Origin of the sequence: Rhizobium sp. RU36D (assembly GCF_900176345.1) — a bacterium.
In the GTDB taxonomy this organism is placed as follows: domain Bacteria; phylum Pseudomonadota; class Alphaproteobacteria; order Rhizobiales; family Rhizobiaceae; genus Allorhizobium.
On the sequence record NZ_FWXU01000022.1, the window covers coordinates 75,190 to 88,186 of the forward strand.

The window sequence follows — 12,997 nt, forward strand, 5'->3', positions numbered from 1 at the left end:
AGAATGCACAAATTCTGTTTGTAGCGACAGAAATGATAGCCAGTATCAAAAAGGATACCGAAGATGTCCCGTGCGCGCGCCAAGTTGAACAGCAATTTTCCCGGCTGCCCCGTCGAGTCGACCTTGAGCTTTCTCGATGGCAAGTGGAAAGGCGTGATCCTCTTCCACCTGCTGACCGAGGGCACCTTGCGCTTTAATGAGCTGAAGCGAAGGCTGCCGTCGGTGACGCAGCGTATGCTGACCAAGCAGTTGCGGGAACTGGAAGAGTCCGGGATCGTGTCTCGCACGGTCTTTGCCGTGGTTCCGCCGCGCGTCGACTACACCTTGACGGCGCTTGGGCTCAGTCTGGAGCCGGTCATCACGGCGCTTGCCGCCTGGGGATCGACGCATGTGGTCTGCCGCGACGGGGTAAAACACGTGCTCTCGCCCGAGGATCTCAGGGCCAGCACGCCATCGGAACAGTCCGAGGGTGACGCCGAGGCTTTGGAAGCAGAGCGCCGACGCTCGGCAGCCTGATCAGGCGATTGCCGGATCGCGCCTCTCGATCATCACCGAGAGGCCGAAAACTACGAGGCCGAGCAGCGACAAGGCGGATCCCACGAAGCCGGTCGCCGCATAGCCATATCCCGCCGAAATGACCACGGCGCCCAGCCAGGCGCCCAGCGCATTGGCGATGTTGAAGGCCGAGTGGTTGGATGCGGCCGCCAGCGTCTGGGCATCGGCGGCAACATCCATCAGTCGGGTCTGCACGGCAGGGCAGGCGGCAAAGCCGCAGCCTGTCAGGAATACGCAGATGCACAGCATGACGGGATCATGCGCCGTCAGCGAGAAGATCGCCATCAGCACCACGTTGAAGGCCAGCATGCCGCCGATGGTGCCCTTTAGGGAGTAGTCGGCCATGCGGCTGCCCACCACATTTCCGACATTCATGCCGATGCCGAACAGCGCCAGCACCACGGCCACCATGCTCGTCGGCAGGCCCGCGACATCGGTCGTCGTCTTGGCGATATAGCTGAAGATCGCGAACATGCCGCCGAAACCGACCGCTGCGACCGCAAGGGTCAACCAGACCTGGATGCGGGTGAAAGCGCCAAGCTCGCGGCGAATGCTGGCCCCTTCCTGGACCTTGTCCTGGGGCAGATAGAGCGCAATCAGCAGCACAGTCAGCATGCCGATGCCGCCGACCAGGCCGAAGGCGGCCCTCCAGCTCATGATCTGCCCGAGGAAGGTCGCAACCGGCGTGCCGATCAGGGTGGCGATGGTCAAGCCAAGCATCACGCGGCCCACCGCACGTGCGCGCTTATGCAACGGCACCATGGAGGCCGCCACCAGCGCCGCCACGCCGAAATAGGCGCCGTGGGGAAGGCCGGTGACGAAACGCAGGGCGGTAAACGACCAGAAATCCGGTGCCATGGCGCTGGCGATATTGCCGATGGCGAACAGGCCCATGAGCAGCAACAGCAGCACGCGACGCGATGCCTTGGCGGCCAGGACGGCAATGATGGGCGCACCGACCACGACGCCGAGCGCATAAGCCGTGATCACCTGTCCGGCCAGAGGTACATCCACGCCATAGGTCGCCGCCACCTCGGGCAGCAGGCCCATGATCGCGAATTCGCCGGTGCCGATGCCAAAGCCCCCGGCAGCGAGCGCGATCTCGATCAGCAGCACGGTCGTGGGTGTCAGAGCCGTGGTGCGGTCAGCATCAGCGGAGCGCCCGGCGGACGAAACGGAAAGACATGTGCTATCGGTCATGAAGATACCTGAAGACGGCTGCCTGGGAAGCGATGGCGCGCCTGAAATGGGGAGGAGGGGCAAGGTCCGCACAAGAAGTAAAGCAGACCATGATCCTGTCGTGTTTGACGATTATCACGGATTTGTGCGGTGCGGTAAAGGGTGATTGCGGCCGCAGCGTTGTATTGGGTCGATTGCTACCCATCTTTTGGAGAAACAAATTCGCCCTGACCGCGTTGATGAGCGCCGCGGCTTCATGGAAGACCGCTCATGCGGCAAGAGGAAGCGCTAGGATGAAACTCAGGGCAGTTTTCAACAGGGATGGCGGCACCTTCAAGACCACCGACATGGAGCGCTACTGCGCCGAGGCGACGGAGATCTTCTCCAAGGCCGGCCATGACCTCAAATGCACCGTCTCATCAGGACAGGACATCATGTCCGAGCTGGAGCGCGCTGCAGGCGAAACTGGCGTCGAGGGCCTGATCGCCGGTGGTGGCGATGGAACGATTTCGGCCGCCGCCGGGGTCGCCTGGAAGGCTGGAATTCCGCTCGGCGTGGTGCCGGCCGGGACAATGAACCTGTTCTCCCGCTCCCTTAAGCTGCCGCTTGATATCTGGAAGGTTCTGGACGCGCTGGCAGCCAGCTCGGTTCAGTCTGTCGATATCGGCACTGTCAACGGTCGCCCCTTCGTGCATCAATTCTCCGCCGGCCTGCATGCGCGCATGGTGCGCATGCGCGACGCGATGACCTATGGCTCGAGGCTCGGAAAGATCAGCGCGAATACGCGGGCAGCCCTTGGCGTGATGTTCAATCCGCCTGATTTCGACGTGGTTTATGACATGGATGGCGACGGTCGCAACGAGCATCGGCATGTCTCGGCGATTTCGGTCTCCAACAACCCTTTCGGCGCCAATCCCCTGCTGGTCGCCGACGATATCACCACCGGCCAGCTCGGCGTCTATCTCGCCGATTCCCTCACACCCTCGGGCGTTGCGCGGTTGACCTTCGATATCCTGCGCGGCCGCATGAAGGAAAACCAGGCCGTCACGGCATCGACGGCACGCATGGTCAAATTGCATTTCCCGAAGCACCGCAAGGGTGCCGCCTGCGTGGTCGACGGAGAGCTTCTGCGCATGCCCCGGGACGTCGAAGTCAAGGTGCATCCCGGCGAATTGAAGGTGCTGGCGGTGGAGCCGCTGTCAACGTCAGCCGTCGCCTCGAACGCCGCCTGAGCCGATCAGATTCGCGGCAGATAGGTCTGGTAGTCGAAGCTGGAAACGGTGCGCAGGAAGGTGATGGCCTCCTTGCGCTTCGTGTCGCCATAGATGCGTTGATATTCCGCACCGAAGATGTCGCCGATGAATGCCGAGGCGCGGAAGCGGTCCACGGCCGTCAGGAAATCATGCGTCAGCATGGCCGGGTTTTCCGGCGCGCTGTCGGGCGTGGTGACGGGGCCGGGATCCAGATCCTGTTCGAGGCCGAGTAGAATGCCGCCGAGGATTGCCGCGAGCAGCAGATGCGGATTGGCATCCGCGCCGGCGACCCGATGTTCGACGCGTGCGGCAGGGCCATCCTTGTCGGGAATGCGCACGGCAGTGCCGCGATTGCCAAAACCCCAGTCCACCTTGTCAGGGGCAAACGATCCCGGCTGGAAGCGGCGATAGGAATTGGCGAAGGGCGCGAAGATCAACTGGGCATCCTGCATGGTCTGCAGCATGCCTGCCGTGATCGACTTGAGCTTCACCGGATCGCCACCCCTAGCGTCGAGGATATTGCGGCCCTGCCGGTCGATGATGCTGGCATGGACATGAAGGCCCGATCCCGCCTGGTCGCCATAGGGCTTGGCCATGCATGTGGCCTTGAGGCCGTGTCGCCGGGCGGCAAAATCCACCACCCGCTTCAGGTAGATGCAGTCATCGGCGGCCGCCATGGCATCCGGCTTGTGCAGCAGGTTCACCTCGAACTGGCCGGGACCGAATTCCGCCGTGGTGGCGTCCGCCGGCAGGCCCATGTGATCGCAATACTGCCTGACAGTCTCGAGATAGTCTTCCATCGCCGCCGTGGCGCGCATGTCGTAGAGCTGGAAGCCCTCGACCTCGCCGTTCATCACAAGCGCCTTGGGCGGCATGGGCCGGCCCGTTTCGCGGAAATCCGGCTCCATAAGGTAGAATTCAAGCTCGGTCGCGACCACGGGTGTGAGCCCCAGATCGTCATAGCGCTTCATGACGTTCGCGAGGATAGCGCGCGGGCAGACGTAATGCGGCTCGCCGTCGAGCGTGTGCATGGTCGCCAGCACCTGCTTCGAGCCCTTGGGTCCCCAGGGCAGCGTGGTCAGCGACGGCTTGTGCGGCACGCAGATGCCGTCGGGATCACCCAGCGTCAGGGAGATGCGCGTGATGTCGTCATTGTCGTCGCCCCAGATATCGAGCGACTGGGTCGAGGCCGGCAGGCGCACGGTGTTTTTCCACACCTTGTCCTCGGCCTTTATGGGGATCATCTTGCCGCGCAGGTCGCCATTCATGCCCACCAGCAGCACCTCGATGCGCGCGCTGGTATCCGCTTGCGCGTCGGTGCTCGGCTTGGCGTCAGGGCTCATGGAAGGCGGCTTTCTGTCGGTCGGTGAAAGGCCATTTGGTCGCGCCGCGAGCGTCTGTCGCGGCCTTGCCAAATGCCTGTGGGAACGTCATGTTCGTAGCCGATTACCTCGTGCCTTTCAATCAGCCAAGCGCCGATGATCCACCGGGTGGATGGCGCCGCCGCCACCCCGGACCCGGCGCGTTCCAGGGAATGAGCCATGCCGAACGCAGCCCTTTCGAATCTTGCCGCCATTGATGCCGCCCACCACCTTCACCCCTTCTCCGACATGGGCAAGCTGAATGCATCGGGCACGAAGGTGATCAGCCGCGCTGAGGGCGTTCATATCTTCGATTCGAACGGCAAGCAGTATCTCGATGCCTTTGCCGGGCTGTGGTGCGTGAATGTGGGATACGGCCGAAAGTCGATTGCCGATGCCGCCTATGCGCAGATGCAGGAACTGCCCTACTACAACCTTTTCTTTGGCACGACGACCCCGCCGTCCACGCTGCTGGCGCAGAAGATAGCGTCCAAGACGGGCCCGTCGCTCAATCACGTCTTCTTCACCAATTCGGGCTCGGAGGCTTCTGACACCTGGTTCCGCATGGCTCGGGTCTACTGGAAGGCTCTTGGCAAGGAAGAGAAGACCATCGTGATCGCCCGCAAGAACGGCTATCACGGGTCAACGGTTGCGGGTGCCTCGCTGGGCGGCATGAAATGGATGCACGAGCAGGGCAACCTGCCGATACCCGGCGTCGTGCATATCAACCAGCCCTACTGGTATGCCGAAGGCGGCGACCTTAGCCCGGAAGACTATGGCATCAAGATCGCGCGCGAGCTGGAAGACAAGATCCTGGAACTGGGCGAGGACAAGGTCGCTGCCTTCGTCGCCGAGCCGATCCAGGGGGCCGGGGGCGTCATTGTGCCGCCGTCGACCTATTGGCCGGAGATCAAGCGCATCTGCGACAAATATGAGATCCTGCTCGTCTCCGACGAGGTCATCTGCGGTTTCGGCCGCCTCGGCAGCTGGTTCGGCCACCAGCATTATGGCTTCGATCCGGATCTGGCCCCGATCGCCAAGGGGCTCTCATCCGGCTACCTGCCGATCGGCGGTGTGTTGGTGTCCGATCGCGTCGCAAAGGTGATGAAGGAAGAAGTGGGCGATTTCTACCACGGCTACACCTATTCCGGTCACCCGGTCTGCGCCGCTGCCGCGCTGGAAAACATCAGAATCATCGAAGAGGAAGGGCTGGTGGAGCGCGTTCGCGACGACATCGGGCCTTATCTGCACACGGCCCTGCAGTCGCTTGCCGGCCATGAATGCGTCGGCGAAGCCGTCAGCGTCGGCTTGATGGGCGCGGTGCAACTCACCGCGGACAAGGCCACTCGCCGACGTTATGCCAAGCCTGACGATATCGGCACGCTGGTCCGCAATCATTGCGTGGAGAATGGCGTGATCCTGCGCGCCACCGGCGACCGCATGCTGTTTTCGCCGCCGCTGATCATCTCGCGCAGCGAGGTCGACCAGGCGGTGGAGACCCTGGGTCGCGCACTAGACTGGCTGAGGGATAACCACCGGGAAGGATGATGTCTGCCGAACCCTCCGGCTCAAGATGAACGGAGGTTAAACCCGGACTTCAGCGCCCGTTCAAGCTGCCTTGCGTACCCTCAGTGCATCAACTTTGATAGAGGAGGGTGGACAATGAAAAGTGCATTTGAGATTGCCGCAATCGGGGTCATGGCTTTGTTCGGCGCGATGCCGAGCGGGGCTGAGGCGAAGGACTGGATCGACAAGGTCGAAATCTCCAGAGACGGTATCGACGTCATACCGATCGAAGTTACCGCATCGGCCAAAGGCTATAAGGCCATAAAGACCAGCCAGCACCGCTTTCTGTTGCGGCTTTACGCCAAGGCGACACCGGGGGAGCGGATCGTTGCGGGCAAGGTCGGCTCCTATAAGGTCGTTCGCATGTTCGAGGCTGGCGAGCCGGGGAAATGGGATCAGGTTCTCGAAGGGCGCGAGATCGGCGGCGGCGAGGCCAAATCCGTATCCCGGTCCTATTCTGTCACCATCAAGCTCTCTCAGGTGACCTGGAGCAAGAACCCCGTCGATGTCTGCAACGAGATGCTGTCGGACAAGCGGAAGAAGGGCTATTCCGTGGCGGAGGTCCTTGGCAAGAATTGGGACGCCAAGACCTATGTCTATTTCGAGTTCCAGGCTTTGGCAGCACGTGCCGGCAAGGCCAAGAGCGACAAGTGGAACATCAACAACACGGCAGGTCAGCGGCACTCGTTTGCCTATTCCGTGCCTGTGACCTGCCTGGCGGGCAACTGACAGGCGCCACCGGCGCACGCGTGAGCGTCGTCAATCACCCTGCGAAATCATATCAAGCCGCGAGGTGATAAAGTCCCGTTCATGGCGTTCGTTGGCAAGGAGGCGCGCGCTCTCGTATCGATCGCGCGCCTGCTGCGGGCGTCCCAGTCTCCGCAGCAGGTCGGCGGCAACGATATGGGTGGCGTGGTAGCGCCGCATGGCGGGATCGTCCATCAACGCCTCCACGATTGGCAGGGCGATGTCAGGGCCATGGACCTCTGCCACCGCCACGGCCCTGTTCAGAGCCACGACGTGCGACGGAGAGGCCTGCATCAGAAGATCGTAGAGAGACAAGATGCGGCGCCAGTCCGTTTCCTTGATCGTCGGCGCCTTCGCATGGCAGAGCGCGATGGACGCTTGAAGCCCGTATGCGCCGATCTCGCCTGATGCCATGACCGTGCGCATCAGGCTTTCACTTTCCCCGATCATCTGTTGGTCCCATAGGGACCGGTCCTGGTCGGCGAGCAGCACGAGGTCGCCGCCGGGTGTCAGTCGCGCGTGCCGCCGTGAGTGCTGGACGAGCAGCAGAGCCAGAAGCCCCAGGCATTCCGGATCCGGCAGCATCTGCGCGATGAGGCGGCCGAGATGGATGGCATCGTCGCACAAGCGCTCTGCCGCGCCAGCCCGGGCATATCCCTCGTTGAACAGCAGGTAGACCACCGCCAGCACGGTTTCCATGCGGGCCGCAAGTTCCGGCCCTTCCGGGACGATATAGGGAATGTTTTGCCTGCGTATCCTGGCCTTGGCGCGTACGATGCGTTGCGCGATGGTCGAAGGCGTGGTGAGAAAGGCGCGGGCGATGTCCTCCGTGGTCAGGCCGCAAACCTCGCGCAGGGCCATGGCGATGCGGGCTTCGTCCGGCAGGACGGGATGGCAGCAGGTAAAGACCAGCCGCAGCATGTCATCCTCGATCACGACAGGATCATCCTCCACGTCTAGCCCAAGACCCGTGAGGTAGGCGAGGTCGTCCCGCTGCCGGTCAAGCAAGCTGCGTCGGCGCAAGCGGTCGATCGTGCGGAAGCGGCCGGCCGAGATCAGCCAGGATTCCGGGTTCCACGGCACGCCCTTGGCCGGCCAATCCCGTGCGGCCTCAACGAATGCGTCATGCAGGGCCTCTTCGGCCAATTCGAAGCCGCCAAGCAGGCGCACCAGTGCGGCGCGGATCCGGGGCGCCGACTGCCGATAAATGCTGTCGATCTGCTGGCCGATCTGCCCCGCCACGACGTTCTTCCTAGTTTCCGTCAGCAACCAGCAAACGCACGGGACGGACCTCCACTACGCTGTGCTGCAACGACGGAATACCAGAGGCAATGCGGACCGCCTCGTCCAGATCCGCTGCCTCCAACAGATAAAAACCGCCGATATGCTCCCGGGTCTCGGCGAACGGCCCGTCATGCACCGTCACGCCTCCGGTCGACCGCCGGATCGTGACCGCGAATTCAGGCTCGTCAAGCGCTTCGGAAACCAAATGGTGGCCGGAGGCGGTGATAGCCTTGTCGAATGCGAAATGTTCGTTGACGATCCTTCGGTGGTCGGCTTCGGAAATCGCAGCGATATCCCGCGGGTCCGTATGGATGAAGCAGACAAACCGCATCGCTATTGCTCCTGGCCGTGGTCTGGAATATCGCAGAGCGCCCGAAGCTCGATGCTGCCATAGCGGGCAATGGGGACGTGGCTGGCGATCTCGGTCGCCTCGGTAAAATCACGTGCCTCGATCAACAGGAATCCCCCGAGATGTTCCCGGCTCTCGGCATAGGGTCCATCCGTCGTCGATAACTTGCCCTCCCGCACCCTCAGCGTCAGCGCCGTCTCTGGAGCAGCCAACGGTGATGCCAGCAGCAGGTGGCCCCGCTCGGTAAGCTCGAGGTCATAGGCCATGGATTGGCGATCCAAGTCGCGTTTTTCCGCCTCGCTGAGCGCCTGCATCACGCGCTCATCAAGCCAGACCTGGCAAAGATATTTCATGTGGCATCTCCCTAACCATCCGCCGGTTTTACGCGGACTGGGCCATTGTCGAAAGGGAAGCCTCGAATTCGACAATGGGAGATCCGAAAAAATAATTTTTTTCGCAGTCGATCTGCGTGTCCCCCGACCGACCAGCATCAACCAATCGGCAGGAGGATAGCATGCATGTTCTTGAAGTCGCCTTGTTCAACGCGCTGACCCAAAGGCGGCGAGCGCCACCCAATGACAAACCGCTCGCCGCGCCTTTATTCGAGCGCCAAGGCCGGGATCAGGCGCCCTTCCAGTCAAATGGCAGCGGTGCCTCGCGGAAGGCGAAGCGGTCGAGATGGCTGGAGACAACGCCCTTCATCCGCTCGAGAACCTCGGGCGATTGCGCTTCGATTTCCACCGTCAGCCCGGCGGCGTCGGATGTCATGGTCGCCACCGCCTCGGCAAAGCGCACCACACCCTTTTGGTCGGTAAGCTCGACATCGAGCTTGTGGGCCCAGTGCTTGCACAATTGCTGGACATATTTCCAGCCGTTATCGGTCGGAACGGTTGCAATGGTCTTTTCCATGATCAGAGCCTTTCGATCTTCTGCGCCGCCTCGTCGATGAGGCGCGCCACTTCAAGCTGGATGTCGCGTGTCGTGTTGGCCTGGCTCAGCCGATCCTGCAGCGCTGCCTTGAGGTTGTCCATGGCCCGCCGAACGGGCGCAGCGTCGGTGCGCTCGCTGATCTTCGCAAGCGCCGCCAGGCGCGACATGGCGGTGGCCACTTCATCCGCGCGCTCCGCAAGATGGGTGCGTCCGGCTTCCGTGATGCCGAGCAGCTTGCGGGCGCCATCGGTCGCCTGTTCGTCTGCCAGACCCATGTCGATCAGCAGGGTCATTGTCGGATAGACGACGCCGGGGCTCGGCGCATAGGCGCCGCCGGAGAGGTTTTCGATCTCGCGGATCAGGTCGTATCCGTGACGCGGCTGTTCCTCGATAAGCTTGAGCAGCACCAGCCGAAGTTCGCCGCCCTCGAAAACCCGGCGACGCTCGCCCCCACGACCGCGTGGCGCCATGCCGCGACCGCCGAAAAATGCTTCGCGCATGGCTTCCATCCGTTCGAACTTGCCTCGAGGGCCGCAATTGAAATGTCTCATGTCTGTGTTCCTGAAATTGTTGAAGTTGCATCTAAGATATATCTTAGAATGATCTTTGCAAGAACCTCTGACGCAATTTTTTTTGGAGCTTGGGAGCGGTGAGGGCAGAGATGAAAAGGCGACGGCTGTCACGCTGGCCGAATGCCGCTATAAATGCAGCAGTGATTCCGAGGAGATCCTGCCATGGCCGGCCACACGCACCACTATGCGCTTACCGTTACCTGGAGCGGCAATCGCGGCAACGGCACGACCGGTTACCGCGAATACGACCGCGACCATGTGATCAGCGCGCCCGGCAAGCCTGATATTTCCGGCTCGGCCGATCCGGTGTTTCGCGGTGATGAGAAGCGCTGGAACCCGGAGGAACTGTTGCTGGCATCGCTGTCGGCCTGCCACAAGCTCTGGTACCTGCATTATTGCGCGGTGTCCGGCGTCATCGTCATGACCTATGAGGACCATGCCGAGGGCACGATGGTGATGGACCAACAGGGCAAGGGACGATTCACGGAGGTTGTCTTGCGCCCTCACATCACCATCACCAGCAGGAGTGACGCCGATACGGCGGCAGAACTGCATGAGGATTCGCACGAGAGCTGTTTCATTGCCAATTCGGTGAATTTCCCGGTCCGCTGCGAACCCGTCATCACCAAGGTCTGATAAGTCTCAAAGCTCGCCGACCCAGTGCAGGTAACCGCTGATCAGCGACATGCAATAGGTGAACTTGAACATCAGTTCCGGCGCCTGGCCCCGCAGGAGCCGCAGCGGAATGCCGCCGATCGTTTTCGCCGTCATCAGCGCGATGCGCGTCAAGCCGTAGTGATGCTTGCGATAGAAGGCGCCATCCCCCATCGAATATTTCCGGATACGGGCGAGATGGTTTGTCTCGCTGCTGGTATCGACCTGCTCGTGGAAGATCGTCAGGTCATGGGCAAAGCGGACCCGGATGCCGACGGCGAGAGCACGCGCCACATAGTCGCGATCTTCCGCCCCCTGGAACATGCTGGACGAACCGGGCCCCAGATTTTCATCGAAGGAACCAATGAGATCGGCGGCCTCGCGGCGCACGAAGATCGTGTTGGTATTGGCGGCGTCAATCACGTTGCTGCGGTTGATGTCGCAATCGACATCCAGTGACGGAACCACGGAGTTGTTGCCGTGCTGATCCACGGTGCGGCCGAGGATCATGCCGTGGTCGGGATGTTGCGCAAACAGCGACACCACATCGGCCAGCCCTTCGGGGCGATGCCAGCAGTCGTCGTCGGGAAAGCCGATGATATCACCAGAGGCGACCTTGAGACCGGCATTGCGGCCACGGGACACGCCCTTGGGCGATCTGATGTGCTTGATGTTGATCTTGCCGGCATGCGCCGCCAGCACCTCGCTGAGGAAACCCTCAGGGTTTTGGTCCACGACGACGATTTCAAAGTCGCGGACACTTTGCCGTTCAAGCGATGTGAGCAGGCGGTCGAGAACGTCTCGACGACCCAGCGTGCTGGTGATCAATGATATGGACATGCCGATATGCCGCCCTGGACCCGAGGTACAAGTCATTCGTACCCTTTGCAGGAGTCATACGCCGACCCGCGCCCTTGGCAAGCGGAAGCTCTGCCAAGGGTAAATTAATTCTTTGTAATGATTGTCCTTTATTGGAACGCCGTCTCGAAGAAGCTGCGCAGCTTGCGCGAATGCAGCTTTTCCGGCGGCATGGCACCGAGCTTTTGCAGGGCGCGGATGCCGATCTGCAGATGCTGGCTGACCTGCGTCTTGTAGAACGCGGTCGCCATGCCCGGCAGTTTCAGTTCGCCATGCAGCGGCTTGTCGGAGACGCACAGCAGCGTGCCGTAGGGAACCCGGAAGCGGAAGCCATTGGCCGCGATCGTGGCCGATTCCATATCGAGCGCGATCGCCCTCGACTGCGATAGCCGCTTGACCGGTCCGCGCTGGTCGCGCAGTTCCCAGTTGCGGTTGTCGATCGTCGCCACCGTTCCCGTCCGCATGATGCGCTTTAATTCGAAGCCCTCATAGCCGGTGACCTCCTCGACAGCATCTTCCAGCGCCAACTGCACCTCTGCCAGAGCCGGGATCGGCACCCAGACCGGCAGGTCGTCATCCAGCACGTGATCCTCGCGCACATAGGCATGGGCCAGCACATAATCGCCAAGCCGCTGGCTGTTGCGCAGGCCGGCGCAGTGTCCCAGCATCAACCAGGCATGGGGACGCAACACGGCGATATGGTCGGTGATCGTCTTGGCATTGGAAGGCCCGACGCCGATATTGACCATGGTGATGCCGGCATGGCCCTTCATCTTCAGGTGATAGGCCGGCATCTGCGGCAACCGCCCAAGGGCTGTCCCGGACTCCGGCTCTGCGTGACCCGCCGGCGTGATGATGTTGCCGGGCTCGACAAAGGCGGTATAGCCGCCGCCACCCTCTGCCATCAGCTTGCGCGCATAGGCGCAGAACTCATCGACATAGAACTGGTAGTTGGTGAATAGCACGAAGTTCTGGAAATGCGTGGCGCTGGTGGCCGTGTAATGCGCCAGCCGTGCCAGCGAATAGTCGATGCGCTGGGCGGTGAATGGCGCCAGCGGATGCGGCTCGCCGGGACGCGGCTCGTATTCGCCATTGGCGATTTCGTCATCCGTCGTGGTCAGGTCGGGCGTGTCGAAGACGTCGCGCAACTGCACATCGGCAAGGCCGCTGGCCGCAGCCTCGACATGGGCGCCCTCGCCAAAGGCGAAATGCAGCGGGATCGGCGTGGACGACTGGGAGACGACAACAGGAACCTGATGATTGCGAATCAGCAGGCTCAACTGTTCCTTGAGGTAATGGCGGAAGAGCTGCGGCCGCGTGATTGTCGTCCTGTAGAGGCCCGGCGCTGTGACGTGTCCATAGGAGAGGCGCGAGTCTATATGACCGAAGCTCGTGGTCTCGACGGATACCTGCGGATAATAGGCCCGGAACCGGCCCTGGATCAGCCCGCCCTTGGCCAGCGCGTCAAAGCCGTTGATCAGAAAGCTGGTATTGCGGTCATAAAGCGCGGTCAGCTCGTCAACCGCGGCCACCGGATCGGTGAAGGCACGGGGCTGATAGGCTTCGGGTTCAATGAGATTGACGGGAAGTGGAGAAGAGATTCGCTGTGTCATGCGCCATTATAGAGTGATGATCCTGACAAGCAAACGACGGCGCAGCGGTGAATAACAAAATTTCTTTACGGCGTTT

Annotated in this window: 14 protein-coding genes; 5 read left to right on the plus strand and 9 right to left on the minus strand. The window is 61.7% G+C overall.

Annotated elements, in window-relative coordinates:
- The first annotated feature begins 63 nt into the window (after positions 1-63).
- Positions 64-516, plus strand: a complete 453-nt coding sequence (locus B9A97_RS22285; protein ID WP_084368021.1) for a winged helix-turn-helix transcriptional regulator — start codon at positions 64-66, stop codon at positions 514-516.
- Here the strand turns inward: B9A97_RS22285 and B9A97_RS22290 are convergent, their stop codons facing one another.
- Positions 517-1,755 carry an MFS transporter gene (locus tag B9A97_RS22290; protein WP_084368022.1) on the minus strand — a complete coding sequence of 413 codons (1,239 nt, stop codon included), beginning with the start codon at positions 1,753-1,755 and terminating at the stop codon, positions 517-519. It lies immediately after the preceding gene.
- A 272-nt stretch (positions 1,756-2,027) separates the two neighbouring features.
- Between B9A97_RS22290 and B9A97_RS22295 the strand changes: the two genes are divergently transcribed.
- Positions 2,028-2,966 (plus strand): diacylglycerol/lipid kinase family protein, encoded by a 939-nt coding sequence (locus B9A97_RS22295; RefSeq protein ID WP_084368023.1) that lies wholly within the window; start codon positions 2,028-2,030, stop codon positions 2,964-2,966.
- Between the two features lie 5 nt (positions 2,967-2,971).
- Here B9A97_RS22295 and B9A97_RS22300 read toward each other — a convergent pair whose 3' ends face one another.
- A complete protein-coding gene (locus B9A97_RS22300) occupies positions 2,972-4,330 on the minus strand; it encodes a glutamine synthetase family protein (protein WP_084368024.1) in 1,359 nt (452 codons plus the stop codon).
- Between the two features lie 198 nt (positions 4,331-4,528).
- Here B9A97_RS22300 and B9A97_RS22305 point away from each other — a divergent pair, with 198 nt between their 5' ends.
- Together B9A97_RS22305 and B9A97_RS22310 are read left to right on the plus strand one after the other, a co-directional pair.
- Positions 4,529-5,896, plus strand: a complete 1,368-nt coding sequence (locus B9A97_RS22305; protein WP_084368025.1) for an aspartate aminotransferase family protein — start codon at positions 4,529-4,531, stop codon at positions 5,894-5,896.
- A 114-nt stretch (positions 5,897-6,010) separates the two neighbouring features.
- Positions 6,011-6,643 (plus strand): hypothetical protein, encoded by a 633-nt coding sequence (locus B9A97_RS22310; RefSeq protein WP_084368026.1) that lies wholly within the window; start codon positions 6,011-6,013, stop codon positions 6,641-6,643.
- Positions 6,644-6,673: 30 nt separating this feature from the next.
- Here the strand turns inward: B9A97_RS22310 and B9A97_RS22315 are convergent, their stop codons facing one another.
- From B9A97_RS22315 to B9A97_RS22335, 5 genes are all read right to left on the minus strand, one after another.
- Positions 6,674-7,903 carry an RNA polymerase sigma factor gene (locus B9A97_RS22315; protein ID WP_084368027.1) on the minus strand — a complete coding sequence of 410 codons (1,230 nt, stop codon included), beginning with the start codon at positions 7,901-7,903 and terminating at the stop codon, positions 6,674-6,676.
- A gap of 10 nt (positions 7,904-7,913) precedes the next feature.
- Positions 7,914-8,276, minus strand: coding sequence for a YciI family protein (locus B9A97_RS22320; RefSeq protein WP_084368028.1), 363 nt, complete (start codon positions 8,274-8,276; stop codon positions 7,914-7,916).
- A gap of 2 nt (positions 8,277-8,278) precedes the next feature.
- Positions 8,279-8,647 (minus strand): YciI family protein, encoded by a 369-nt coding sequence (locus B9A97_RS22325; protein WP_084368029.1) that lies wholly within the window; start codon positions 8,645-8,647, stop codon positions 8,279-8,281.
- A gap of 268 nt (positions 8,648-8,915) precedes the next feature.
- Positions 8,916-9,203 (minus strand): DUF2218 domain-containing protein, encoded by a 288-nt coding sequence (locus B9A97_RS22330; protein ID WP_084368030.1) that lies wholly within the window; start codon positions 9,201-9,203, stop codon positions 8,916-8,918.
- A gap of 2 nt (positions 9,204-9,205) precedes the next feature.
- Positions 9,206-9,775 (minus strand): PadR family transcriptional regulator, encoded by a 570-nt coding sequence (locus B9A97_RS22335; protein ID WP_084368031.1) that lies wholly within the window; start codon positions 9,773-9,775, stop codon positions 9,206-9,208.
- Positions 9,776-9,958: 183 nt separating this feature from the next.
- Between B9A97_RS22335 and B9A97_RS22340 the strand changes: the two genes are divergently transcribed.
- On the plus strand, positions 9,959-10,432 hold the full coding sequence (locus tag B9A97_RS22340) for an OsmC family protein (protein ID WP_084368032.1): 474 nt from the start codon (positions 9,959-9,961) through the stop codon (positions 10,430-10,432).
- A gap of 6 nt (positions 10,433-10,438) precedes the next feature.
- Here B9A97_RS22340 and B9A97_RS22345 read toward each other — a convergent pair whose 3' ends face one another.
- Positions 10,439-11,290: a glycosyltransferase family 2 protein gene (locus tag B9A97_RS22345; protein ID WP_179145360.1), complete on the minus strand. Its 852-nt coding sequence runs from the start codon at positions 11,288-11,290 to the stop codon at positions 10,439-10,441.
- A 128-nt stretch (positions 11,291-11,418) separates the two neighbouring features.
- A complete protein-coding gene (locus B9A97_RS22350) occupies positions 11,419-12,921 on the minus strand; it encodes an AMP nucleosidase (RefSeq protein ID WP_084368034.1) in 1,503 nt (500 codons plus the stop codon).
- Positions 12,922-12,997 lie beyond the last annotated feature (76 nt).

Excerpts from the sequence above, each read along its gene's own strand:
- B9A97_RS22285 (WP_084368021.1), top strand. The coding sequence starts at position 64 with ATGTCCCGTGCGCGCGCCAAGTTGAACAGCAATTTTCCCGGCTGCCCC.
- B9A97_RS22290 (WP_084368022.1), bottom strand. The coding sequence starts at position 1,755 with ATGACCGATAGCACATGTCTTTCCGTTTCGTCCGCCGGGCGCTCCGCT.
- B9A97_RS22295 (WP_084368023.1), top strand. The coding sequence starts at position 2,028 with ATGAAACTCAGGGCAGTTTTCAACAGGGATGGCGGCACCTTCAAGACC.
- B9A97_RS22300 (WP_084368024.1), bottom strand. The coding sequence starts at position 4,330 with ATGAGCCCTGACGCCAAGCCGAGCACCGACGCGCAAGCGGATACCAGC.
- B9A97_RS22305 (WP_084368025.1), top strand. The coding sequence starts at position 4,529 with ATGCCGAACGCAGCCCTTTCGAATCTTGCCGCCATTGATGCCGCCCAC.
- B9A97_RS22310 (WP_084368026.1), top strand. The coding sequence starts at position 6,011 with ATGAAAAGTGCATTTGAGATTGCCGCAATCGGGGTCATGGCTTTGTTC.
- B9A97_RS22320 (WP_084368028.1), bottom strand. The coding sequence starts at position 8,276 with ATGCGGTTTGTCTGCTTCATCCATACGGACCCGCGGGATATCGCTGCG.
- B9A97_RS22325 (WP_084368029.1), bottom strand. The coding sequence starts at position 8,647 with ATGAAATATCTTTGCCAGGTCTGGCTTGATGAGCGCGTGATGCAGGCG.
- B9A97_RS22330 (WP_084368030.1), bottom strand. The coding sequence starts at position 9,203 with ATGGAAAAGACCATTGCAACCGTTCCGACCGATAACGGCTGGAAATAT.
- B9A97_RS22335 (WP_084368031.1), bottom strand. The coding sequence starts at position 9,775 with ATGAGACATTTCAATTGCGGCCCTCGAGGCAAGTTCGAACGGATGGAA.
- B9A97_RS22340 (WP_084368032.1), top strand. The coding sequence starts at position 9,959 with ATGGCCGGCCACACGCACCACTATGCGCTTACCGTTACCTGGAGCGGC.
- B9A97_RS22345 (WP_179145360.1), bottom strand. The coding sequence starts at position 11,290 with ATGTCCATATCATTGATCACCAGCACGCTGGGTCGTCGAGACGTTCTC.
- B9A97_RS22350 (WP_084368034.1), bottom strand. The coding sequence starts at position 12,921 with ATGACACAGCGAATCTCTTCTCCACTTCCCGTCAATCTCATTGAACCC.